The sequence below is a fragment of the Marinobacter sp. EVN1 genome (assembly GCF_000475375.1).
Lineage (GTDB): Bacteria > Pseudomonadota > Gammaproteobacteria > Pseudomonadales > Oleiphilaceae > Marinobacter > Marinobacter nauticus.
In genome coordinates, this window is the sequence record NZ_AXCB01000023.1 from 134,123 (window position 1) to 158,185 (window position 24,063).

Below are 24,063 nucleotides of genomic sequence, written 5' to 3' on the forward strand. Positions count from 1 at the left end.
AAATTATTCCAGAGCGCAGAGAAAACCGACGCCGCTGAAATGTTCCTCCGCTTGTTTTTTCCTTTCGAGCCTGCACATAGTCAGAAAGGACGGTGCGTGGTTATGCTTCCACAGACTGTTGAGGGCCAGGGACGGCCCGAAACAAGCACACAGGGATGTGCTCGTAGCGTGTCTGTGGAAGCATAACCACGCATCGGCCATACTCCACCCATAGAAATGCTGACTCCCAACCAGGGGAGTCCAACGAAACGGAGCAAGATTGAACACTCACGATACCAGACAATTTGACCTGCACCCGGTGGACCAGCGCCGCCTGGCAACCTTGTGCGGACAGTTTGATGAACACCTGAAGATGATCGAGCAGCGCCTGCAAGTGAAAGTTGGCCGGCGCGGGCATCACTTTCGGGTGGAAGGCAGCACTGAAAACGTAGCGGCGGCAACCGAGGTTATCCGGCATCTGTACCGGGAAACCGAGGCCAGTGATGACATACCGCCCGATACCGTGCACCTGTTCATCCGCGAAACCGGCCTGGAACGGCTGCCGGATGATGTGCCTTACGATGAAGGCCAGGTCACTGTTATCAAGACACCCAAGCTGACCGCCAAACCCCGTGGCAGGAATCAGCAGAAGTATGTGCATAACATTCGCACCCACGACATCAACTTCGGCATCGGGCCCGCGGGTACCGGTAAGACGTGGTTGGCCGTGGCCTGCGCCGTCGAGGCCCTTAAAGACGAGCAGGTGAAGCGTATTCTGCTGGTTCGGCCGGCGGTGGAAGCCGGCGAGAAGCTGGGCTTTCTGCCTGGCGATCTGGCCCAGAAGGTGGACCCGTACCTGCGCCCGCTCTACGACGCCCTCTACGAAATGCTGGGATTTGATCAGGTCACCCGCCTGATCGAGAAAAGTGTGATCGAGATTGCCCCCCTGGCATTCATGCGCGGCCGTACCCTGAACAACTCGTTTATTATTCTGGACGAAAGCCAGAATACCACCCGGGAGCAGATGAAGATGTTCCTGACCCGGATAGGCTTTGGCTCTACCGCGGTCATTACCGGCGATACCACCCAGGTGGACCTGCCCCGCGGACAGAATTCCGGGCTGATTCATGCCGCCAGCGTGTTGAGCAAGGTCCCGGGTATTGGCTTTACCCGTTTCGACGCCAAGGATGTGGTGCGTCACCCCCTGGTTCAACGCATTGTTGAAGCCTACGATTCTTTCAACGACGGGAGTGCCACAGGCCAATGAGCAAGGTAACTGTGGACCTTCAGATGGCCTTTGACGGCACGGGCGTACCTACCGAGGCGTTGTTTGAAGCCTGGGCAGAGGCGGCGTGGCAGGATGAGAATCCAACCGAAGTTACCATCCGTATTGTCGATAACGACGAAAGCCGTGAGCTGAATCACCAGTACCGGGACAAGGACAAGCCTACCAATGTTTTGTCCTTCCCATTTGAAGCACCAGCGGGTATAACGGTGCCATTGGCCGGAGATCTCGTGATTTGCGCGCCAGTTGTTGAACAGGAAGCGCGGGAGCAGAGCAAAGACGCTGTCGCCCACTGGGCCCATATGGTGGTGCACGGTATGTTGCATCTCCAGGGCTACGATCATATTGAAGATAATGAAGCCGAGGTCATGGAAGCCCTCGAGATCCGGCTGCTGGCGCAGCTCGGATTTGCTAACCCTTACGAAGCAGAGGAAACGGAACCAGACTCATGAGCGACGATCAGTCGAGTCGCAGTCAGGGCAACAAGTCCTGGCTGGAGCGTATATCACAGGCCTTTTCCAGCGGGCCTGAGTCCGTCGAGGACGTGCTGGAAATCCTGCGGGATGCTGAATCCCAGAGCATTATTGATGCTGACTCCATGAGCATCATTGAAGGCGCCATGCAAGTGATCGACATGCGGGTGGACGAGATCATGATCCCCCGCTCCCAGATGATCACCGTAAAGGCATCTCAGGAACCCAAAGAGTTCCTGCCCGAGATTATGTCTTCCGCCCATAGCCGCTTTCCGGTCATCGGCGAGAGCCAGGATGACGTTATCGGGGTACTGCTGGCGAAAGACCTGCTTCCTCTTGCCCTCAACAACGATCTGAACTGGAACCGCATCCGCGAAATCCTGCGGCCGCCCACCTTTGTTCCCGAAAGCAAGCGTTTGAACCAGCTGCTCAAGGAGTTCAAGGAAAATCGTAATCACATGGCGATTGTGGTGGATGAGTACGGCGGAACCGCTGGCCTTATCACCATCGAAGACGTGCTGGAACAGATCGTCGGTGAAATCGAAGACGAACATGACTTCGATGAGGAGACCCATATCAAGGCCCGGGGCGACGGGACCTTTGCGGTGAAGGCCGTGACGCCCATCGATGATTTCAACGAATTCTTCGAGACAGACATGGACGAAGAAGAGTTCGATACCATTGGCGGCCTGGTACTGAAAGAATTTGGACACCTGCCCAGACGGGGCGAAACGGTTGAATTCGGCGGCTTGCAGTTTACTATTGCCAACGCCGATAACCGAGTCATCCGTCTGTTGCAGGTAACCCGCAGTGAGTCATGATCCACAGCACCCGCCACTGAAACTCCCGTTCACCACCCGAAAATGGCTGGGCGCCGCAATCCTTGTGATTGCCGGCGCTCTGCAAACACTGACCTTCTCGCCATTCTATCTGTGGTGGCTGGGGCCCCTGTCGGTGTTTCTGATCCTGCTGGTCACCGTCCATCAGGCGCCAGACAAGCTGTTCCGCTCCGGCTGGCTGGCCGGGCTTGGTCTGTTCGCCTCCGGTGCCAGCTGGATTTACGTCAGCATCAGCGAGCACGGCAATACCTCGGTACCTCTGGCCATCGTACTCATGGTCCTGTTTATTGCCGGGCTGGCCCTGTTCCATGGGCTGGCCTTCTGGTTCTGGGGCAAACTCGCCAAAGACAGCGCACCACGCCGACTCTTGCTGTTCCCTGCCATCTGGGTACTGGGCGACTGGTTGCGTGGCTGGCTGCTGACTGGATTTCCATGGCTGTATCTGGGCACCGCCCATACCGACGGCCCCCTGGCCGGGCTGGCGCCACTGACTGGCGTGCATGGCATTACCTTCTGGATCACCGTTACCGCAGTGGCTGCTTACGGCGCCTGGTGGCTGGTCAGACTTGACAGGAAGGTCACTGCTGGCGCCGTTCTGGTAGCAGCTCTGCTGCCCTGGCTGATCGCCCCGGCCATGAACAAAGCTGACTGGACCGAGCTCAGCGAAGAGCCCGTCAGCTTTGCGGCGATGCAGGGCAACATACCGCAACAGATCAAGTGGGATCCTGATTTCCTGCGCGATCAGATTGTGGCTTATCTGGGCATGACCGAAGCGCACTGGCAAACCGACCTGATCCTCTGGCCAGAAACAGCCATCCCCATTCCGCAGGACCAGGCTGGCAAGGTCATTGATCATATCCGGGAACAGTTAGGAGAAAACAGCACGCTGATCACCGGCATCCCCTGGTATGGCTACAGCGGCCAGATTGAAGACTACACCTTCCACAACAGCATTATGGCCATCGGCAATGGCGACGGCATGTACCACAAACAGAAGCTGGTGCCCTTTGGCGAATATGTGCCACTTCAAGGTCTGCTGCGGGGGCTGATCGGTTTCTTTGACCTGCCCATGAGTAGCTTCACGCCTGGGCCAGAGCAGCAAGCGCCGCTGGTCGCCAATGGCATGAAAATCACCCCTTACATCTGCTATGAAGTGGCCTACCCCGATTTCGTGGCGTTTAATGCCCGCAACACCGATCTGCTGCTGACGATCAGTAACGACGGCTGGTTCGGTGATTCCATCGGGCCGCTGCAACATCTGCAGCTTGCCCGCATGAGAGCCCTGGAGACCGGCCGCTACATGCTGCGGGGCACCAACAACGGCGTCACTGCAATCATCAATCACAAGGGCGAGATTACCGAGCGCATCCCACAGTTCGAGCGCGCGGTACTGACCGGTGAGGTATTTACGGCAACCGGGAGCACACCCTACATGCAAACAGGATCCTGGCCGGTGCTGACGCTGGCGATCATCCTGATTGTGTTCATCCGAGAACGGGTGATTCCGAAAAACTGAGCGCCTTGAGCCTGCTGCTCAAATGGCTTGCAGGCTCAAGGCGATGGCTTCAGCTTTCTTTCGGTGGCCAGCGGCTGGTTACCCGCTCAAAGTAATGGGAGCCGCAGGCCTCGCAGGGATGCAGGTGGCTGGTCTTGGTCAGACAAAGCATGTGGCTGCAGTTCATGCACCGGAACATACCCGCCGTGGCCACTTCACCGGAGATATAGTGACTGACGTCCTGATTCTCCAGCTTCTGCTTCAGTTCCAGAGTATCAACCAGGGTCTGATCGGCCACCGAGAGAAGCCGGTCTGCCAGGGTGTGTTCCAGTAACGCGATATCCAGTTGCAGCCATTCTCCCAGGCCTTCCCCGGTCTCCTCCACGAAATGCAACAGGTGCTCCAGATCCCGCTGAAGATACGCCCCGAGCAGATCTGCTTCTTCCCGGGTCATTTCCTCGACCTCGTATTCCACTTCTATCGCTTTCTGAACTTCTTCCTCCAGCGTCTGCAACGACGTTTCCTGTAGCTCATGCAGGCGTGTCTGTACCCGCTCAAGCATTCGGTCGTAAACCTCAAGGGCTTTTCCGGAGAGGTGACTGCGTTCTGGCTCGCTCATTTGGGCTCCTTATCTGCACCTTTCACCATACTCTCAGTCTGGCACAAACCCGCAGAATTGGCAGACTACCTGTTAAGCCGCGTGTGCGTTAGAATGTTCGGCCTTTTCTCGAACATCCTTTTCACACAGGGTACTTTTGGCAATGGCAGGAATGGACGAACAATACAACCCACGTGAAGTAGAACAGACCGCCCGCACTTTCTGGGAAACCAACGAGACCTTCAAGGTCAAGGAAGAGCCGGGCAAGCCCAAGTACTACTGCCTGTCCATGTTCCCCTACCCCAGCGGCAAGCTGCATATGGGCCACGTCCGCAACTACACCATCGGCGACGTGATTTCCCGCTACCAGCGTATGCAGGGCAAGAATGTAATGCAGCCTATGGGCTGGGACGCTTTCGGCCTGCCTGCCGAAAATGCCGCGATTGCCAACAAGTCTGCACCGGCCAAGTGGACTCGCTCCAACATTGATTACATGAAGAACCAGCTCAAGCAGCTGGGGTTTGGCTACGACTGGAGCCGCGAACTGGCCACCTGCGACCCGGAATACTACCGCTGGGAACAGTGGTTCTTCGCCCGCCTCTACGAGAAAGGCCTGGTGTACAAGAAGATGTCCACCGTGAACTGGGACCCGGTTGACCAGACCGTACTGGCCAACGAACAGGTGGTTGACGGTCGGGGCTGGCGCTCCGGTGCCCTGGTCGAGCAGAAAAAGATTCCGCAGTGGTTCATCCGCATTACCGACTACGCGGAAGAACTGCTGAACGATCTGGAAGACATGGAGGGCTGGCCCGAGCAGGTCAAGACCATGCAGCGCAACTGGATCGGCAAATCGGTAGGGACCGAGCTGACCTTCCCGCTGAAAGAGCAGGAAGGTGGTCTGACGGTTTACACCACCCGCCCGGACACGCTGATGGGCGTCAGCTACATGGCAGTCGCCGCTGAGCACCCTCTGGCCAAGGCGGCGGCCGAGCGCCACCGCGATGTGGCCGAGTTTGTCGACCAGTGCCGTAACAGCAAGGTGGCCGAAGCCGAGCTGGCGACCATGGAAAAGAAAGGTATAGATACCGGCTTCAAGGCCATTCACCCGCTGACCCAGGAAGAAATCCCGGTCTGGGTCGCCAACTTTGTACTCACGGACTACGGCACCGGAGCCCTGATGGCGGTTCCTGGCCATGATGAGCGGGATCACGAGTTTGCCGTCAAGTACAAGCTGCCCATCAAACAGGTGATTGCACCGAACGACAGCCGCGATATCGATATCCAGGAGCAGGCCTTCACCGAGAAAGGCGTTCTGGTGTCCTCCGGCAAATACAGCGGCCTGACCAGCGAAGAGGCGTTTGAGGAAATCGCGGATTACCTTGAAGCCCAGGGCATTGGCAAACGTACCGTGAACTACCGTCTGCGTGACTGGGGTGTGTCCCGGCAGCGCTACTGGGGTGCGCCCATCCCGATGATGACGCTGGAGGACGGCACCGAGATGCCGGTGCCGGATGACCAGCTACCGGTTCGTCTGCCCGAAGACGTTGAAATGGACGGCGTCCAGTCGCCGATCAAGGCCGACCCGGAGTGGTGCAAGACCGAATACAACGGCCAGCCAGCCACCCTGGAAACCGATACCTTCGATACCTTCATGGAGTCCTCCTGGTATTACGCCCGTTTCTGCAGCCCGAACTACGACAAGGGCATGCTGGACCCGGCTGCCGCCAATTACTGGCTGCCAGTCGACCAGTACATCGGCGGCATCGAGCACGCGATTCTGCACCTGCTGTATGCCCGGTTCTTCCACAAGCTGCTGCGCGACGTTGGTCTGGTGAACAGTTCCGAGCCATTCAAGCGCCTGCTAACCCAGGGCATGGTTCTGGCCGAGACCTACTACCGCAATGAAGCAAATGGCGGGAAAACCTGGTACAACCCGGCCGATGTGACGGTTGAGCGCGATGGCAAGGGCCAGGTAGTGCGAGCGGTGCTGAAATCGGACGGCGAGCCTGTGGAAATCGGTGGCGTTACCAAAATGTCCAAATCCAAGAACAACGGCATTGATCCCCAGGCCATCATCGATCAGCACGGTGCCGACACTGTGCGGTTGTTCATGATGTTTGCGGCACCACCTGAGCAGTCGCTGGAGTGGTCCGACAGCGGCGTTGAGGGCGCCCATCGCTTCCTCAAACGACTGTGGCGGATGGTCAATGAGCATACCGCCGGTGGCGAAGCTCCGGCGGTTGATCCTGCCAGCCTCAATGGTGCTCAGAAAGACCTGCGCCGCAAGACCCACGAAACCATCGCCAAAGTCAGCGATGACATCAGCCGCCGCCTGACCTTCAATACCGCCATCGCGGCTGTCATGGAACTGCTCAACGAAGTGGGCAGGCTCAGCGATGACGAGCCGCAAACCCGCGCGGTGCGTCAGGAAGCCCTGGATACCGCCGTGCTGGTGCTTTCCCCCATTGTGCCGCACATCTGTCACAACCTGTGGCAGGCCCTCGGCCACTCCGACACGGTGGTCGACGCCTCCTGGCCGGTTGCCGACGAAAGCGCGATGGTTCGTAGCGAAATCGAGGTGGTTCTGCAGGTGAACGGCAAGGTCCGGGCCAAGGAGAACGTACCGGCGGATATTGGCAAGACAGATCTGGAGAAGCTTGCCCTGGAGAACGAAAACGTCATGCGTTTCACCGACGGCAAGACCGTACGAAAAGTGATCGTTGTGCCAGGTAAACTCGTGAACGTGGTGGCTAACTAAGATGCCCTGCCCTGTCCCTGAACTGAAAAAGCTGGGCCTTCTGGCACTGCTTGCCTCGCTGCTCACCCTGACCGGCTGTGGCTTTCAGTTACGGGGCAGCTCCCCGGTTCCGGCTGCCCTGCAACCCCTGGCTATTGACTGCCCGTCCTCCCTGCCCGGACAGTTCTGCCAGTCTCTGCGTGAGCAGCTGGAGCTCGGTGGCATCGAGCTGCGGAATCCGGGCCAGGCAGACTACCTGCTGCGCCTGTCGGACTACCGCCAGGACCGCCGGGCTTCAGCCATTACCGCACAGGCAGCGGCGGCTGAGTACATTCTGCGCCACACGGTCGCCATGGAGCTGGTGACCAAAGACCAGATCCCGCTGATTGCCACCACCGACCTGAACGCCAGTGAAACCTACCGCTACGACGAGACCAATGTACTCGCCAAACAGCGCGAGGAAGACGAATTGCGGCAACAATTGGGCGGTCGCCTTGCCCAACAAGTTATCTTCCGGCTGGCGCCTATGTCCCGACAACGAATTGATGCCCTGGTTCAGGAACACACCGCCGATGGTGAGGAGCCTGAATCACCATGAAAACCCAGCCCGGCCAACTCCCGCAACTTCTGAAGAAAGGCCTGGCTTCGGTTTACCTGATCTCCGGCGATGAACCCCTGCTGGTTCAGGAATGCTGTGACCAGATCCGCGCCGCCGCCCGTGAAGCTGGCTATCTGGACCGGCTCACGTTTCACGCAGACAATCAGTTCGACTGGAATACGGTTGCTGACGAATGCAACGCCCTGTCCCTGTTCGCTGAAAAACGTCGCATTGAGATTCATCTGCCCACCGGCAAACTTGGCGATGGCCGCCGGGTTCTGGAGCAGGTACTGCAATCCCCGCCGGAAGACGTCATTCTATTGCTGATCAGCGCCAGACTGGATGCCGCCGAAACCAAGCGCAAATGGTACAAGGAACTTCAGGGCCATGGCGTGCACGTTCCGCTCTGGCCGGTCGAGGGAGACAAGTTTCCCGGATGGTTGCAGCAACGGGCCACCGCAAAAGGCCTCAGCCTGACACGTGGAGCACTCGGTATTCTTGCAGAGCGCCTGGAGGGCAATCTGCTGGCCGCCAGCCAGGAGCTGGACCGTCTGACGCTGCTCACCAACGGCAAAACCATCGATGAAGAGACGGTGGAACAGGCCGTACAGGATAGTGCCAGGTTCAACGGCTTTGAACTGGTCACGGAACTGCTATCCGGCAAGGCGGTTCATGCCGGCCGCATGATCGGGGTGCTGGAGCAGGAGGGCGAAAATCCTCTTGGACTACTCACTGTGCTCGTTCGTGACCTTCATCTTATTGTTGAGCTTAAAACCGCCTTGCCCGGTGGAGAAAACCCCGCGGGCTTTCTGAAAAAGCGCGGCGTTTTCCAGCCAAAGCGTTCGTCCGCCGTCCAGCAAGCGGCTCGAAGACTTTCACTGGCCGAGTTACACCAGGCAATCAACCTTTGTAGTCTGATTGATCGGGCTGCCAAGGGCTTCGATGATCTTTCCCCCTGGCATCACCTCCGGGATCTCTCCCTTATTCTGGCCGGCAAGCGGGCCAGCTGATCTGAATCAAAGCGGGATAACACCGGCCCGCTCAGGGACTTGACACTTTTTCACGTACGGGCGCATTGTAGAACTCCCAACTCATCAGGGAAGGAGAAATACCATGAGTCTGCAAGACGATTTCAACAAGCTGTCCGACAAGATCAAGCAATATCGTGACGAGGCGCGCGTTCAGTTGCACCTTGCAAGGGAAGATGTAAAAGACGAATGGGACGATCTGGAGCAGGACTGGGATCGGTTCCGGTCAAAGCTGGATCAGATTTTCCATGATGCCGAGAATGCCAGCAATGAGGCGAGGGAAACTGCTCGCAAGCTGGGTGAGGATCTGAAAACCGGATACCAGAACATCCGTAACAAACTGAAATAAAGCGTTAACTGGTTAACAAATAAACACATCTCTCCGTAAACAGGGGCTTTTGTCTCACTGCCTCTGTGCCATACTTCACAGTAAAGACTGAACAGTTCGTCATAATTTCGTCGAACTGTTCATTTTGCCACCAACCAGTCGTCTGGCTGGCCACGGCGTATGACACGTGCTGTGAGGTATAACGGTCATATGAAAAAAATAATCGCACTCTCCGTCACCCTGACTTTCTCACTTACCGCCGGCATGGTCGTGGGCCAGAATACCCGTTTCAGTGACCCGCAAACGGTCATTGATAATGAATTCTGGAGCAACCTGTATGCCGACGGCGGCTCGTCGTTCTTCTGTGATACTCCCTTCACTGGTAAGGGCTTTGTCATGACCGATGGCTACGTTTATCCACTTGCCGACATTCGCACTGCCCTGGACTGCGGAACAACCTCCCAGTGCCGCCAGGACAATCGCTATCGGCAAATTACGTCTGATCTTCACAACATGGTACCGGTACGAACCCGGGTTGAAATGCGGCGGCGTAACGCCCGGTATGAGAATCTTGGCGAGACCACGGGCGCCGATGATTGCGGGATTCGTGAAAGCGCCCAGTTCTTTGAACCGCCAGAGCGGGTTAAAGGTGACGTTGCCCGCACCATGGCCTATATGGTGGATACTTATGGCCTGCCCTGGCTGGGGGCCACGCCGGTGTTCAAAGGCTGGAGCAAACTGGATCCCCCGGATGACCGGGAGTTGAGCCGGCATAAGCGGATTGCCGAAATTCAGGGCAATGAGAATCCGTTTGTGGTGAATCCGGGGCTGATAGAACGTCTATAGATTGACGCAAGCCAGGAGGTGGGGTAGAGCTTTCCGAAACACGCTGTGAATACTTCCATGTACGCTCTGTTCCGCCATCCCTGGCTCCACAAGGTTTCGGAAAGCTCTACCCCACCTCCTGGCCCAAACCTGAGTAAATAGCATCCATAAAAAAGCAGGCCATCAAGGCCTGCTTTTTTCATTTCTGCTTCAGAAATCAGATCAGATTTCGTTAGCAGCCGGCGCCATCATGGCGTCGCTGCCACTGCGAATGCCTTCGGCCAGAGACACGGTCTTTGGCAACAGGCGGTCGAAGTAGAAGCGAGCGGTCTTGACTTTACCGGTATAGAAGCCAGAGGTATCGCTCTCGGCTTTCGGAGCAGCAGCTTTGACCACTTTGGCCCACATATACGCCAGAGCGGTGTAGCCGAACATGTCGAGATAATCGACAGCAGCGGCACCAATGGCTTCCGGGTTGTTAGCCGCCTGGTTCACCACGTGTTCGGTGACGTCTGACAGGCGCTCCAGGGAGGCCGCCAGCGGCTCAAGGTAGGGGCGCAAAGCTTCGTCGCTGCTGTTGGCTTCGATGAAGGCGGCAACGTCCTGGGCGAACAGTTCGTACAGTTTGCCCTGGCTGCCCACCACTTTACGACCCATCAGGTCCATGGCCTGGATGCCATTGGTACCCTCATAGATCTGGGTGATGCGGCAGTCACGTACCAGCTGCTCCTGGCCCCACTCGCGGATGAAACCGTGGCCACCAAAGACCTGCTGGCCGATGATGGTGGTGTCCAGACCACGATCGGTCAGGAAGGCCTTGGCGACCGGCGTCAGCAGGGCAACCATGCCTTCGGCATGCTTGCGCTGTTCGTCGTTGTCGGAGTACTTGGAGATATCCAGCCACTGGGCGACGTAGGTAGAGAAGGCACGACCACCCTCTACGTAGCTCTTCATGGTCATCAGCATGCGGCGCACGTCCGGGTGCACCAGAATCGGGTCAGCGGCCTTTTCAGGCTGCTGGGCACCGGTAGGCGCGCGGCTCTGGATACGCTCGTTGGCGTATTCGCGGGCGCTCTGCAGGGACGCTTCGGCGGCACCAATGCCCTGGATGCCCACACCCAGGCGCTCATAGTTCATCATGGTGAACATGGCGGCCAGGCCTTTGTTTTCTTCACCAACCAGCCAGCCTTTGGCACCATCAAAGTTCATCACGCAGGTGGCGGAGCCTTTGATACCCATCTTCTTCTCGATGGAACCACAGCTGAACTGGTTACGCTCGCCCAGGGAACCGTCGTCGTTCACCATGAACTTGGGCACCAGGAACAGGGAAATACCCTTCGGGCCTTTCGGCGCGTCCGGCAGTTTGGCCAGCACCAGGTGGATAATATTCTCCGCCATGTCATGCTCGCCCCAAGTGATGAAAATCTTGGTGCCGGTGATGTTGAAGGAGCCGTCGTCGTTCGGTTCAGCTTTGGTCCGGATAATACCCAGATCGGTTCCGGCGTGAGGCTCAGTCAGGTCCATTGCACCAGACCAGACGCCGGAGTACATGTTCGGCAGGTACTTTTCTTTCAGCTCCTGGCTGCCGTGGGCGTCCAGGGCCAGGCAGGCGCCGGCGGTCAGCATCGGAGCCAGACCAAAGGCCATGTTGGCGCCCTGCATCATTTCTTCAAACTGGGCCACCAGCGTCTTGGGCATACCCATACCACCGAAGTCCGGGTTACCACCCAGACCATTCCAGCCACCTTCCACGATGGTCTGGTAGGCTTCTTTGAACCCTTCCGGCGTGGAAACTTCGCCTTCGTTCCACTTACAGCCCTGTTCGTCGGCTTCGCGGTTCAGGGGCGCCAGCACGCCGCTGGTGATCTTGCCCGCTTCTTCAAGGATGGCGTCAGCGGTGTCGGGATCTACGTTTTCTGCAATCTTTGGCAGTGACGCCCACAGGGAGGGTGCGTCAAACACTTCGTTCAGAACGAAACGCATGTCACGAAGGGGTGCCTGATAATCAGCCATGTAAAACTCTCCAGAAATTCAGTCAGTCACTTGGGGGGCGGTGTTGATGCCTCTTCTGTTGGAGGTCGGAGCCCACCCGCTCGGCTATGTGTCCGAAACAAGGTTGTTGTTCTATGGCGCGCTATTCTACCTCAAAACACGCCGGCAACTCATGAAAAAAGCCCGCCTCCTGCGGGAGAACGGGCTTTCTCTGTGCCATCAACCAGATAGCAACCCCGCCTTAGATGGCGAAGGCTTCTTCCGGCATGTCCAGCAGGCTGTCTGCACCGGCCAGCATGGTTTCTGCGTGAGTCCGGGTGCGCGGCAGCAGACGCTTGAAGTAGAAGCGTGCAGACTGAACCTTGGCGTTGTAGAACATCTCCTCAGAGGTGCCTTCGGCCATCTTGTCCAGTGCTACCTTGGCCATGCGGGCCCACAGGTAAGCGAAGACCGCATAACCGGAGTACATCAGGTAGTCCACAGCAGCAGCACCGACTTCCTCGCGGTTCTTCATGGCGGTCATACCAACCTTCATGGTCAGATCGCCCCACTCCTTGTTGATCGCAGCCAGCGGCTCGATGAATTCTTTCAGCTGCTCGTTGTCTGCGTTCTCTTTGCAGAAGACGTGAACCTGCTTGGTGAACACTTTCAGAGCTTCACCCTGGGTCATCAGAACCTTACGGCCCAGCAGATCCAGCGCCTGGATACCGGTGGTACCCTCGTAGATCATGCCGATGCGGGAATCACGAACGTTCTGCTCCATGCCCCACTCGGTGATGAAGCCGTGACCACCGAATACCTGCATACCCAGGTTGGCAGACTCGTAACCGATCTCGGTCAGGAATGCCTTGGCGATCGGGGTCAGGAAGCCCAGCAGCGCGTCAGCGTGCTTGCGCTCTTCCTCAGTCTTGCCAGAGTGAACCACGTCCACTTGCTGGCCAGCCAGGTAGATCAGAGCACGGGCGCCTTCGGCCACAACTTTCTGAGTCAGCAGCATGCGGCGTACGTCCGGGTGCACGATGATCGGGTCAGCGATGCCGTCCGGATTCTTCGGACCGCTCAGGGAACGCATAGCCAGACGCTCCTTGGCGTAGGCCAGGGAACCCTGGAAGCCCAGCTCGGCAGAACCCAGGCCCTGGATAGCAGTACCGATACGGGCAGTGTTCATGAACGTGAACATGCAGTTCAGGCCTTTGTTCTCCGGCCCGATCAGCCAGCCCTTGGCACCGTCGAAGTTCATCACACAGGTCGCGTTACCGTGAATACCCATCTTGTGCTCCAGGGAGCCACAGGAAACCGCGTTGCGCTCACCGGCAGAACCGTCTTCGTTCGGCAACTGCTTGGGCACGATAAACAGGGAGATACCCTTGGTGCCTTCCGGAGCACCCGGCAGACGAGCCAGTACGATGTGAACGATGTTCTCAGCCATGTCGTGCTCGCCGGCAGAGATGAAGATCTTGGTACCGGTGATGCTGTAGCTGCCATCAGCGTTCGGCTCGGCCTTGGTGCGCAGGGTGCCCAGGTCAGAACCACAATGCGGCTCGGTCAGACACATGGTACCGGTCCACTCACCGCTGATCAGCTTGGTCAGGTAGGTCTGCTTCTGCTCTTCAGTGCCGTGGGCTTCGATCGTGTTGGTGGCACCGTGGCTCAGGCCCGGGTACATACCCCAGGACCAGTTAGAGGTGCCAACCATTTCGCTGATAACCAGGCCAATGGAATGCGGCAGGCCCTGGCCACCGTAGTTGGGATCGGCAGTCATGGACGGCCAGCCACCTTCAACGTACTGCTGGTACGCTTCTTTGAAGCCGGTCGGGGTTTTCACGCCGTCTTCGCTCCAGGTACAGCCCTCCTGGTCACCCACCTGGTTCAGCGGAGACAGTACCTGCTCACAGAATTTCGCACCTTCCTGGATAATGGCATCAACCATATCCGGAGTTGCATCTTCGGCACCTTCCAGATTGGCGTAGTGCTGCTCGCTGTTCAGCAGCTCGTTCATTACGAATTTAATGTCACGCAGGGGCGCTTTGTATTCAGGCATGGAATCCACCTCGGTTCTGGGTCTCAGCTGAAACGGGTTTACAGCTTATGGCCTCGGGTTTGCTCAGACACCATGATGCACCGCATCACGGCCTTAATTAAACACTTGTTTGAAACATACGTTTTGAGGCACAGAATTGTCAATAGCCTTGACTGAAATTTGTGTTGGTTTTGTGTTCGATCAGCAAATTCTCAGGGCAGAAATGACCGGAGAAAACGGGAAGACAAAGAGAAAGGCCAGACGAAGCGATCAGGCGAACAGGGAAGTCACAGACTCGGAATAGCGGGAGTCGCCTGTCATGGCAGAGACATTGCGGTAGCTCTCTTCCGCCTCGCGGGAACGGGCACTGCGAGCATCACCCTGGCTTCCCTCAACACGGGCAGAGGCTTCCGCCGTCCGGGATTCGCCCTCACCTGCCGCCAGCTCCGACTGTGCCTGCAACATGGTCTGCATGGCCTGGGCGGCAACAGCGCGATCCTGACCGGAGGGCTGGGCAGGCGCCATGGCAGCAGCCCGCACCACGCGCATTTTTTCAATGGTGGCCTGAGGATCCCCCGCCACCGGCGAAACATCAATGGGAACTTCACCGCCTACCGCATACTGGGCGCCATCCGGCCCTCGCTGGTAGGTAAACGACATAGCACCCGCGTACTGCCCACCAGCAGCCTGATGCGCCGCCTCGTGAGCACGCACTTCCCTGTCCCGGGCTTTGAGGTCAGTCAGCTGCTTCAGCTCTTCATCGGTCAGGCCTTGCGGATTCTCGCCCGCGTCGGAGCGTGATTCGGAAGACTGGTCGGATTTTCGTCCTTCGGAAGACTGCTCAACCGATTTTGAGGTTGATGAAGTATCGCCACTGGCAGGCTTTTCACCGGAAGCCTCCGGTGTTCGGCCACTGCCTGCGACCGGCGTGGACGCACCGGTGGGAGAGCCGGAGAAGATGGGAGCGATTGAGGAGAATACGTTCACAGAAACCTGGCTCAGGCGCGAATATCCAGCAGGGTACCCAGCGTTTCATCGGCGGTTTTAACGACCTGAGCAGAGGCCTCGACGCTGCGCTCGTATAGTTTCAGGTCGATCATGGGTTCCACCAGATTTCCAGCGCCCTCCGCTGAGCCCTGAGGACCGTCAACGCCACCTCGGGCAATTTTCCGGGCCGCGTTCTCCATGCCCACCATGCCGTCCTGGATACCCTGAATCCCGATAGCAAGTGTGTTGTTGATCATGAGCAGCCATTCCTGTGACGAACCTTTGACCTGATTAACTCACATTTCTGGTCAATTTTCAATCAGTGGTGTGATATTCAGATACCGAGAAAGGATCGCCGGCATCTCGGCGGTATCGGTATTTTCCAACCAGGGAAGCACACCGAGGCAAGGGGCGCCGAGGTGGGTGGACAGGTAGTTCAGGGTATCCTGTTCGCAACTCATCACCTGTTCTTCGGGATGGTTACCTACCCAGCCTGCAACAACCAATCCGTCGGCGCGAATCGCTTCAGCGCTGAGCATGGCATGATTGATACAGCCCAGTTGCAGCGGCACAACCAGTATCACCGGCAGTTTCAACTCTCCCGGCACCGCTGCGTAGGTTTCCCGATCATTGAGTGGTACTCGCCAGCCACCGGCGCCTTCGATCAGCAGAAGATCGGCGGGGCGGATCTGCATGCCACGACAAAACCCGACGATTCGCTGGGCGGTGACCTGTTTTCCGGCCTGCTGGGCAGCTACGTGGGGGGCAATGGCTGGTTCCAGGGCGATGGGGTTGATGGTGTCGTACGGAAGTTTTTCGGTGATGGCGGCCTGCAACATCAGGGCGTCTTCGTTTCTCAGGCCTTCAGGTGTCTGGTCGCAGCCGGAAGCGATAGGCTTCATGGCCAGGGTACGTTTGCCCGCGGCTTTGGCTGCCTCGAGAATGGCGGCGGAGACGATGGTTTTGCCGACGCCGGTGTCGGTGCCTGTAACGAAGAAAGTATGTTTCGCCATGCTTTATATTCCTACTTTTGGCGCAAGCGAGGGTGCCACTTCTCCTTCCAGGACACGCTACAAGCACATCCATGTGCGCTTGTTTCGGGCCGTCCTTGGCCCTCAACAGTCCTGGAAGGAGAAGTGGCACCCTCGCCCAAATGTTTCAGAGGAAGTCCAACCACTAAATACGAACAGCTCAACTAACCAACCCAATACGCCCAAGCCGCAAAGTACCCAGCCTCAACGACGTTGTCAGCTCGCGTCGGATAGGCACGACACATCGCCCGAAAACGCCCCGGCGCTGTCACCGTCCGCCGGCGCTCTTCGCCTTTAAACACCGCACCGAGTTCTTTCAACTCACGATTGAGGTGCATGGGTGACTGGTACGGCAGTGAGATGGTTTCAGTAACCTGTTTTGCGTTTGACAGAACCGTCTCCACGAGCGCTTTCCACTGTGCTTCCGGAACAAACCGGTTTACGTGCGCCTGTCCCGGATCGGCCTCGGCCCAGGCCTGCTTCAATTCAGACAAGGTGCCGTCTAGCAGTGTCGATATGGCCAGTCGTCCGCCAGGCCTGAGAATTCTGCGGCACTCCCGAAGGATCAGTTCCGGCCGGGCGCTCCACTGAATCATCAGGTTACTGAAGATCAGGTCAACGCTGTTATCCGCCAACGGAATCTGTTCGGCATCAGCGTGTAGCCAGTAGATTGCTCCCGGGCTCCGATTCGCAGCCTCAGCCAGCATGCCTGGTGAAAGGTCTGCGCCGGTAACCGCGGAATGGGGGTATTGCTCCGCTAACTTCCGGCTAAACCAGCCGGTTCCGCAGCCCAAATCAAGAACCGATTTGGGCACCGTGCTGTCGGCAAGCTCGGCGAGCATGGCGTCGCCCATGATTTTCTGTAGGCGGGATGCACCGTCGTAGGTGGCACTGGCGCCCCCGAACCCCCGGGCGATGGACTGCTTGGTTCCGGTTCCGCCCTCAACAGGAGCCGTTGGCTCTATTCGGGTATAGATGGTCATAGCGCTGGCTCCCGGACCACGGCCTCACTCAGGATGGATTGGCTTTTCGCCAGCGCCTGCAGCAAACGGTCAACATCGACTTCCGTGTGGGCGGCGCTGAGCGTGACCCGCAAGCGGGCCTCGCCCTCCGGCACCGCGGGCGGTCGGATGGCCGTTACCAGCAGACCCTCATTCTCCAGTGCACGGCTGAGCGCCAACGCAGTCCAGTTATCTCCGATCATGATGGGCTGAATGGGCGTTCGGGATGGCATCAGCTCATAACCCAGATCCTGAGCACCTGCCCTGAATCGCTGAATCAACGCGTCAAGATGAGCGCGTCGCTCATCGCCGCTCTCAACAGCATCCAGGCTGGCGCAGGTTGCCGCGGCCAGTGCCGGCGGCATGGCGGTGGTGTAGATATAGGTCCGGGCCTTCTGTACCAGGTAGTCAATCAACACGTCAGAGCCAGCGACAAAGGCCCCGGAGGTTCCCACGCCCTTGCCCAGAGTACCGATCAACACCGGCACCTCCTCCTCGGACAACCCGGCTTCCAGCACGCTCCCCCGGCCCTGTGGCCCGAGAACACCAATGCCATGGGCATCGTCCACCACCAGAAGCGCATCGTGAGCCTTACAGACGCGAGCCAGTTCCGTGAGTGGCGCAATGTCTCCGTCCATGCTGAACACGCCATCGGTAACCACCAGTTTGTGGCCGGAGGTTGCTGAGAGCATGGTTTCCAACGCGGCCACATCACCGTGAGCATAGCGGCGCACGCGGGCACGGCTGAGAATGCAGCCGTCAATGATCGAAGCGTGATTCAGTCGATCCGAGAAGATGGTATCGCCACGGCCCGCCAGTGCGGAAATGACACCCGTGTTTGCCATGTACCCGGTGGAAAAGAACAATGCCGCACTCCGCCGAGTGAACGCTGCCAGCCTCTGCTCAAGGCGATGATGGGCCTCGTGGTGGCCGCAAACCAGATGCGAAGCAGCTCCGCCCAGGCCAACCTCCGGCAGCGCCTGCTCCAGCGCCCGCATGTTTTCGCCATGACTGGCCAGGCCCAGATAGTCGTTACTGCAGAACGACAGCAACGACCGGCCATCCGCCGTCAGCGTCGGCTGCTGGGGGCCGGCGATCAGGCGGCGGGTTCTGTACAACCCGGCCTGCTTTCGTTCTTCTATCTCTTTGGCGAAGTCACGCATGCGGAATCACGCAGACTCCCGGGTCGCGTCGTAAAACATGTGCCGTGTGGCCTCATATTCCACCGCCTCGGCAATGGCCTCTTCCTCCTGCTCCTCGGTCGCGCACTGCTCCCGCTGCTCCGGCCGGATGCCCAGCTTGCGGAACAACTGCATGTCCGCATCCGCCTCCGGGTTCGAGGTGGTCAGCAGTTTCTCACCGTAGAAAATGGAGTTGGCTCCCGCCATGAAACAGAGTGCCTGCATCTGCTCATTCATCTGCTCACGGCCCGCGGACAAACGTACATGGGAAGCCGGCATCATGATTCGGGCGACGGCGATAATGCGAATGAAATCAAATGGGTCCAGGTCTTCCACATCTTCCAGCGGCGTCCCCTTCACCTTCACCAGCATGTTCACCGGCACGCTCTCCGGGTGCTGGGGTAAATTGGCAAGCTGAACCAGCAGACCGACGCGGTCATCCTCATCCTCACCCATACCCATGATGCCGCCACAACAAACCTTCATACCGGCCTTGCGCACATTGTCGAGCGTATCCAGGCGGTCCTGGTAGGTACGGGTCGTGATGATGTGGTTATAGTATTTCTCGGAGGTATCCAGGTTGTGGTTGTAGTAATCCAGGCCAGCGTCTGCCAACTCCCTGGCTTCCTCTTCTTTGAGCATGCCCAGTGTCATACAGGTTTCCAGGCCCAGGGATTTCACCTGGCGGACCATATCCAGAACGTAGGGCATGTCTTTCTTTGACGGGCTACGCCAGGCGGCACCCATACAGAACCGGGATGCCCCTTTTTCTCTGGCAACGCGGGCCTCAGCCACCACCTTCTCGATTTCCAGCAGCTTCTCCTTTTCAAGCCCGGTGTTGTAATGACCACTCTGCGGGCAATACTTGCAGTCTTCAGGGCAGGCACCGGTCTTGATTGAGAGCAGCGTGCTCACCTGAACCTCATTCGGGTCAAAGTGCTCCCGGTGGATGCTCTGGGCGCGAAACAGAAGATCATTGAACGGAAGATTGAAAAGCTCGCGAGCTTCCTGAAGCGTCCAGTCGTGACGGGTAGCGGTGGCAGTCATGTGAGAGTCCTGTTAACCTTTCCGGGATTTTTGGTTTACGGATAAACCGCGATGATAAACGGACTGATCTCGCTGTCAACCTCGACAAAGGTTAAGGTTAACAGCTCAAGACGCGCCGGACGCTGCGTCATCTGCCTCGCAGGCGCTGCCCAGGATGGCCTTTGCCAGGACTGCCGGAACGACCTGCCCGCCAACCGCTGGTGCTGTCTGACCTGCGCTCTGCCCTTGCCCTTTCCAACCCCGGATGGACATTGCGGCGAATGCCTGGCTTCACCACCGCGTTATAGCCGCTCGCTGATCCCCTGGCGTTACCAGTTCCCGGTTGATGGCATGATCGGCCGCTACAAATACCACGGCCAGCACAAATTCGCGCGACCATTACTGGCGGGTTTTACCGACTACATTGAGCATCATCTGGCAGCCGAGGGCCGGCCGCAGGTTCTGATCCCCGCCCCCATGCACTGGACCCGGCGCTGGCAACGGGGCTTCAATCAGGCCCAGGATATTGCCGAGGCGGTGGGAAGGCGGCTGGACCTGCCTGTCAACGCCCGTCTGGTGCGACGAACGCGACGGGTTCACGCACAACGGAAACTGAACCGGACAAGCCGACTGGCCAATCTTCAGGGGCTGTTTGAGGTTACCGGACCGGTGCCGGCAAACATCGCCATTGTTGATGACGTGGTCACTACCGGAGCCACCGTTCGCGAGCTGGCCTCGGTGCTCACCAGAGCGGGAGCGAAGGAAATCCAGGTCTGGGCACTGGCGCGTACACCCGGCTGATCAATTGGCGAGTTCTGTCAGTACGTGTCCGGCGATGGCCAGACACGAGGTGAGTCCGGGCGACTCAATCCCGAACAGATTGACCAGGCCGTCAACACCATGTTTCTCAGGGCCATCGATGCGGAAATCGGCAAAGCCGCCATCCGGGCCCGCCAGTTTAGGGCGAATGCCCGCATAAGCCGGCTGCAGACGGGCCTCGTCCAGGGACGGCCACCAGCGCCGGATACTGTCGGCAAATCCACGAACACGCTGCGGATCGACCCGATAGCTTTCTTCGTCAATCCATTCCACATCCGGCCCAAACCTGGCCTGACCAGCCAGATCGAGAGTCAGATGAATGCCAAGCCCACCGGGTTCGGGCATGGGATAGATCAGAGTATTGAATGGATGGCGGCCACTGAAGCTGAAATAAACACCCCGGGCCAACCATTGTTTCGGCCTCGCACACTCGGGCAACCCTGACCATAGCCCCGCAAGTGCTGGGGCGCCAAGTCCAGCAGCATTAACCACTTCCCGAGCCTTCAGCAACAGATCTCCGGTCCCACCCACCTTCAGAACATGCCCCTCCGGACCGGATTCGGCAGACACCACCGGACTGTTCAACGCAATCTGACCACCGGCGTCTTCCAGATCACCCTGCAGCGCCAGCATCAGGCCATGACTGTCTACGATCCCGGTTTGCGAAGACCAGAGCCCGGCAGTGGCCTGGATTGAGGGCAATTGGCACGCCATCGCAGTGCCCTCATATAACGCCAGGGACACACCGTTTCGGCCCGCCTGCGCCTGAATGCCAACAAGACGTTCGGCCTGCGCGGCGTCACTGGCAATGATCCACTTCCCGCATTTTCGATGCATAACCTTATGGCTGACACAATATTCATAAAGCTGCTGCCGGCCTTCCACGCAAAATCGAGCCTTGAGGGAATGCTCCGGGTAGTAGATACCGGCGTGAATGACTTCGCTGTTGCGGGAGGATATGCCTTCACCAATGGCGGCACCGGCTTCCAGCACCAGCACCTCTCTCCCCGAACGGGCCAGCGCACGCGCAATGGCAAGTCCTACTACGCCGGCGCCGATTACTACGGTCTGTATACTGAACTGCTCCTGAGCCACTCCGCATTCCTCTACCCTGCTCTCTGGCAGGGAAATTACCGCAGATCAACGCTGGTTGCATTACCTGCCCGCCAAGAACCGTTATACTTGCCCCAAGACAGAACGAACGCATGGAGCCTGGCGATGTCTGATAGAAAACAGTTTATTACCGTTATGGTGGTTGCCGCGCTTTTTGTTGGCTGGATTGGCTGGCGTGGCTTTGAAGTGACCCACCTGAACGCGCAACTGAAGGAAGACAGAGTCGTCGCCGGTTACCCGTACCAGCACCGCGTATTGAGGGTTGAGGGAGATACTGCCGTCATCAGTTCTCTTCGGTCCCACTCGGTATCAACCCAGAAGGCCCTGACCGCCGTATTCCCCGGCATGCGCCATCTGGCAGACACCCATCGCGACTGGCAGAAAGCAGAACGGGAGCTTGCCCAGGTTCAGGCCAGAGCCGGGGATCTCGTCCTGGCCACGGGTCGGGTCAACCGCATTCGCTGGGAGCTGGACGAAAACTGGTACCATTTGCAATCCATGAAAACCCGATACGACACCACATTCTGAGCCCTATGCAGACTGAACCTCCGGCGATCACCCCATCCTCGCATCCCTACGATGCCCTCACCCCGGAAGTCATTCTGGATGCCATTGAGGCGCAGGGATTCGAGGTCAACGGCCGGCTATTTGCCCTGAACAGCTATGAGAACCGCGTCTATCAGGTCGGCATTGAAGACAAGCCACCGGTAATTGCCAAATTCTACCGTCCAGGCCGCTGGCCAGATGCGGCGATTCTGGAAGAACACGAATTTACCCTGTCACTGCAGGAGGCCGGGGTGCCCGTGGTTGCCCCTTTGGTGCTGCCGGGCGGGCATTCCCTCGGCCAGTACGGGGATTTCAGATTCGCGGTATTTCCGCAACGCGGCGGCCAGGCCCCGGATACCAGTGTGACCGACACCCTGTATAGACTGGGCCAGTGGCTGGGGCAGATTCACAACATTGGTGCCTTGAAACCGTTTGAGCACAGACCTGGGTTTGATCTGTTGGCGGGGCTGGAACAGAACAACCAGCTGCTGGTGGAAGGTAACTGGATTCCGGATGATCTCAGACCGGCCTGGAATTCCCTGATTCCGGACCTGATCGCCAACTGCCGTGAACGGATAGCCGAAGCCGGCCCGGTAGACACCTTGCGCATTCACGGTGATTGTCACGCCGGCAACATTCTGTGCCGGGACGAAACCATGCTGTTTGTGGATCTGGACGACTGTCGCACAGGCCCGGCGGTACAGGACATGTGGCTGCTACTGAACGGAGACGCCAGCGAGCGGGGCGCCCAGCTTGGCGAATTGCTGGAAGGTTATGAAATGTTCCGGGATTTCAATCGTCGCGAACGCCACCTGATTGAACCCCTGCGATGCTACAGGCAAATCGCCCACTGTGCGTGGCTGGCAAGGCGCTGGGAAGATCCGGCCTTCCCGAGATTCTTCCCCTGGTTTTCACAGCCGCGGTTCTGGTCAGACCAGATCCTGTCCTTACGGGAACAGCTGGCCGCACTACAGGAACCGGCTATCAGCGTGCCGGGCCAATTCTGATTTTCTGACACGAGGTACCCATGAGCGATAACGAACGGCGTTTCACAGCCAAAAGCCTGATTGTTACCGGAGTTGCCGCCATCGTCGGCACGGTACTGGTGCTGGAAGCGTCTGGCCGGATTGATCACTCCGACAACAAGGACCACGCTCCGGTGGGTGAATTTACCGCCATTCACGTCAAACCCGGCGAAACCTTCCGTATGTCCCGCAAATCCTCGGAGCTGCACGCCGTTTGTGAGAATGGCTACCTGGCCATTGCTGCCGATGTCGATCCATCTTTCCGGGGCATTCTGGTCGACTACAAAAACCGTGGGGTTCGCTGCGCACGGCCGTCCCCTACCGACAAGGATCTGGCGACACCTCGCCCCGATGAGCGCGAGGCCGGAGCGGGCGATGAGTAATCGCACGCCCCCGGAGCAATTGACCGACCGGTTATTTGCCACTGAGCGCAATCCCGAGGATTTCCGCTTTGACGCGTCCGTCGCCCGGGTGTTTCCGGACATGATCCGTCGCTCTGTCCCCGGCTACACCACCATCATCCCGATGATTGAGGTGATCACGGAACAGTACGTTCAGCCAGGCTCACATTGTTACGACCTGGGCTGCTCGCTCGGCGCGTCCACTCTTGCCATGCGCCATGGCATCCCCTACCCGGACTGCACTCTCGTGGGCGTGGACAATTCCGAGGCGATGATTGAGCGCTGCGAGCATTATGTCGCTCTGGATGATCACGACCTGCCGGTTACACTGCGCTGCGAGGACATCCTGAGCACCGAACTGAGCAATGCCTCAGTCACCACCCTGAACTTCACGCTGCAGTTCGTGCCGCCCGAGCAGCGGTTGGCCCTGCTGACCCGTATCGGCGACGCCACCCTGCCCGGCGGCGTGCTGGTTCTGTCCGAGAAGATCCGATTTGAATCCGACGCGGAACAGGCCATCCAGACCCGCCTTCATCACGAGTTCAAGCGGGCCAACGGCTATTCGGACCTGGAAATCAGCCAGAAGCGTGCCGCCATCGAGAAAGTACTGATCCCGGAAACCCTGGCAGACCACCGGGATCGATTGCAGCGCGCCGGCTTTGACCAGGTACTGGTGTGGTACCAGTGCTTCAACTTTGTCTCGATGCTGGCCATCAAGAACTCCTGACTTATCCAC

Annotated in this window: 24 protein-coding genes; 14 read left to right on the forward strand and 10 right to left on the reverse strand. The window is 58.3% G+C overall.

The genetic code is table 11. From position 1 onward, the window contains the following. Positions 1-259 precede the first annotated feature (259 nt). Genes Q674_RS32240 through lnt form a run of 4 tightly spaced genes read left to right on the forward strand, consistent with a single transcriptional unit; the run spans position 260 to position 4,092 of the window. Complete coding sequence (locus tag Q674_RS32240; protein ID WP_011786184.1) at positions 260-1,246, forward strand: PhoH family protein; 987 nt, start codon at positions 260-262, stop codon at positions 1,244-1,246. Then, positions 1,243-1,716: an rRNA maturation RNase YbeY gene (gene ybeY, locus Q674_RS32245; protein ID WP_023009083.1), complete on the forward strand. Its 474-nt coding sequence runs from the start codon at positions 1,243-1,245 to the stop codon at positions 1,714-1,716. The genes Q674_RS32240 and ybeY overlap by 4 nt, the downstream gene beginning before the upstream one ends. Next, a complete protein-coding gene (locus Q674_RS32250) occupies positions 1,713-2,558 on the forward strand; it encodes an HlyC/CorC family transporter (protein ID WP_011786186.1) in 846 nt (281 codons plus the stop codon). Before ybeY ends, Q674_RS32250 begins: the two co-directional genes overlap by 4 nt. Further along, complete coding sequence (lnt, locus tag Q674_RS32255; protein ID WP_023009084.1) at positions 2,548-4,092, forward strand: apolipoprotein N-acyltransferase; 1,545 nt, start codon at positions 2,548-2,550, stop codon at positions 4,090-4,092. The genes Q674_RS32250 and lnt overlap by 11 nt, the downstream gene beginning before the upstream one ends. Before the next feature lie 49 nt (positions 4,093-4,141). On the opposite strand, the gene Q674_RS32260 is transcribed toward lnt, so the two are convergent. Beyond that, positions 4,142-4,690 carry a zinc ribbon-containing protein gene (locus Q674_RS32260; protein ID WP_022991399.1) on the reverse strand — a complete coding sequence of 183 codons (549 nt, stop codon included), beginning with the start codon at positions 4,688-4,690 and terminating at the stop codon, positions 4,142-4,144. A gap of 151 nt (positions 4,691-4,841) precedes the next feature. Between Q674_RS32260 and leuS the strand changes: the two genes are divergently transcribed. The 5 genes from leuS (at position 4,842) to Q674_RS32285 (ending at position 10,206) form a co-directional block, all read left to right on the forward strand. Continuing rightward, positions 4,842-7,427, forward strand: coding sequence for a leucine--tRNA ligase (gene leuS / locus Q674_RS32265; protein WP_031210193.1), 2,586 nt, complete (start codon positions 4,842-4,844; stop codon positions 7,425-7,427). A gap of 1 nt (position 7,428) precedes the next feature. Next, on the forward strand, positions 7,429-8,004 hold the full coding sequence (lptE, locus tag Q674_RS32270; protein WP_023009085.1) for an LPS assembly lipoprotein LptE: 576 nt from the start codon (positions 7,429-7,431) through the stop codon (positions 8,002-8,004). Then, positions 8,001-9,014, forward strand: coding sequence for a DNA polymerase III subunit delta (gene holA, locus Q674_RS32275; protein ID WP_023009086.1), 1,014 nt, complete (start codon positions 8,001-8,003; stop codon positions 9,012-9,014). Before lptE ends, holA begins: the two co-directional genes overlap by 4 nt. 103 nt (positions 9,015-9,117) lie before the next feature. Next, complete coding sequence (locus tag Q674_RS32280; protein WP_014422133.1) at positions 9,118-9,381, forward strand: hypothetical protein; 264 nt, start codon at positions 9,118-9,120, stop codon at positions 9,379-9,381. 189 nt (positions 9,382-9,570) lie between these two features. Further along, entirely contained in the window at positions 9,571-10,206 is a 636-nt protein-coding gene (locus Q674_RS32285) for an endonuclease (RefSeq protein ID WP_022991403.1), read from the forward strand. Between the two features lie 201 nt (positions 10,207-10,407). Here the strand turns inward: Q674_RS32285 and Q674_RS32290 are convergent, their stop codons facing one another. From Q674_RS32290 to bioB, 8 genes are all read right to left on the reverse strand, one after another. Beyond that, complete coding sequence (locus Q674_RS32290; RefSeq protein ID WP_022991404.1) at positions 10,408-12,198, reverse strand: acyl-CoA dehydrogenase C-terminal domain-containing protein; 1,791 nt, start codon at positions 12,196-12,198, stop codon at positions 10,408-10,410. Between the two features lie 220 nt (positions 12,199-12,418). Next, a complete protein-coding gene (locus Q674_RS32295; protein WP_014422136.1) occupies positions 12,419-14,218 on the reverse strand; it encodes an acyl-CoA dehydrogenase C-terminal domain-containing protein in 1,800 nt (599 codons plus the stop codon). Between the two features lie 249 nt (positions 14,219-14,467). Beyond that, the gene (locus tag Q674_RS32300; protein ID WP_023009087.1) at positions 14,468-15,184 is read right to left on the reverse strand and encodes a putative metalloprotease CJM1_0395 family protein; all 717 of its coding nucleotides are present in this window, start codon (positions 15,182-15,184) and stop codon (positions 14,468-14,470) included. Between the two features lie 11 nt (positions 15,185-15,195). After that, entirely contained in the window at positions 15,196-15,441 is a 246-nt protein-coding gene (locus Q674_RS32305) for a flagellar basal body rod C-terminal domain-containing protein (protein ID WP_011786197.1), read from the reverse strand. A 51-nt stretch (positions 15,442-15,492) separates the two neighbouring features. Beyond that, positions 15,493-16,197 carry a dethiobiotin synthase gene (gene bioD / locus Q674_RS32310; protein ID WP_011786198.1) on the reverse strand — a complete coding sequence of 235 codons (705 nt, stop codon included), beginning with the start codon at positions 16,195-16,197 and terminating at the stop codon, positions 15,493-15,495. 182 nt (positions 16,198-16,379) lie between these two features. Continuing rightward, positions 16,380-17,198: a malonyl-ACP O-methyltransferase BioC gene (gene bioC / locus Q674_RS32315; protein WP_023009088.1), complete on the reverse strand. Its 819-nt coding sequence runs from the start codon at positions 17,196-17,198 to the stop codon at positions 16,380-16,382. After that, positions 17,195-18,379, reverse strand: a complete 1,185-nt coding sequence (gene bioF / locus Q674_RS32320) for an 8-amino-7-oxononanoate synthase (RefSeq protein WP_023009089.1) — start codon at positions 18,377-18,379, stop codon at positions 17,195-17,197. The genes bioC and bioF overlap by 4 nt, the downstream gene beginning before the upstream one ends. 6 nt (positions 18,380-18,385) lie before the next feature. Next, positions 18,386-19,444: a biotin synthase BioB gene (gene bioB / locus Q674_RS32325; protein WP_014422142.1), complete on the reverse strand. Its 1,059-nt coding sequence runs from the start codon at positions 19,442-19,444 to the stop codon at positions 18,386-18,388. Positions 19,445-19,495: 51 nt separating this feature from the next. Here bioB and Q674_RS0120780 point away from each other — a divergent pair, with 51 nt between their 5' ends. Then, positions 19,496-20,224 carry a ComF family protein gene (locus Q674_RS0120780; protein WP_031210194.1) on the forward strand — a complete coding sequence of 243 codons (729 nt, stop codon included), beginning with the start codon at positions 19,496-19,498 and terminating at the stop codon, positions 20,222-20,224. Here Q674_RS0120780 and Q674_RS32330 read toward each other — a convergent pair whose 3' ends face one another. Then, on the reverse strand, positions 20,225-21,337 hold the full coding sequence (locus Q674_RS32330) for an NAD(P)/FAD-dependent oxidoreductase (RefSeq protein ID WP_023009092.1): 1,113 nt from the start codon (positions 21,335-21,337) through the stop codon (positions 20,225-20,227). Between the two features lie 123 nt (positions 21,338-21,460). Here Q674_RS32330 and Q674_RS32335 point away from each other — a divergent pair, with 123 nt between their 5' ends. From Q674_RS32335 to cmoA, 4 genes are read left to right on the forward strand one after another with little or no spacing between them, the layout of a single operon-like run. Further along, positions 21,461-21,883: a hypothetical protein gene (locus tag Q674_RS32335; protein WP_022991410.1), complete on the forward strand. Its 423-nt coding sequence runs from the start codon at positions 21,461-21,463 to the stop codon at positions 21,881-21,883. 5 nt (positions 21,884-21,888) lie between these two features. After that, complete coding sequence (locus tag Q674_RS32340; protein ID WP_023009093.1) at positions 21,889-22,908, forward strand: serine/threonine protein kinase; 1,020 nt, start codon at positions 21,889-21,891, stop codon at positions 22,906-22,908. Positions 22,909-22,928: 20 nt separating this feature from the next. After that, complete coding sequence (locus Q674_RS32345) at positions 22,929-23,309, forward strand: hypothetical protein (RefSeq protein WP_011786206.1); 381 nt, start codon at positions 22,929-22,931, stop codon at positions 23,307-23,309. After that, a complete protein-coding gene (gene cmoA, locus Q674_RS32350) occupies positions 23,302-24,054 on the forward strand; it encodes a carboxy-S-adenosyl-L-methionine synthase CmoA (protein ID WP_011786207.1) in 753 nt (250 codons plus the stop codon). The genes Q674_RS32345 and cmoA overlap by 8 nt, the downstream gene beginning before the upstream one ends. Positions 24,055-24,063: the final 9 nt, after the last annotated feature.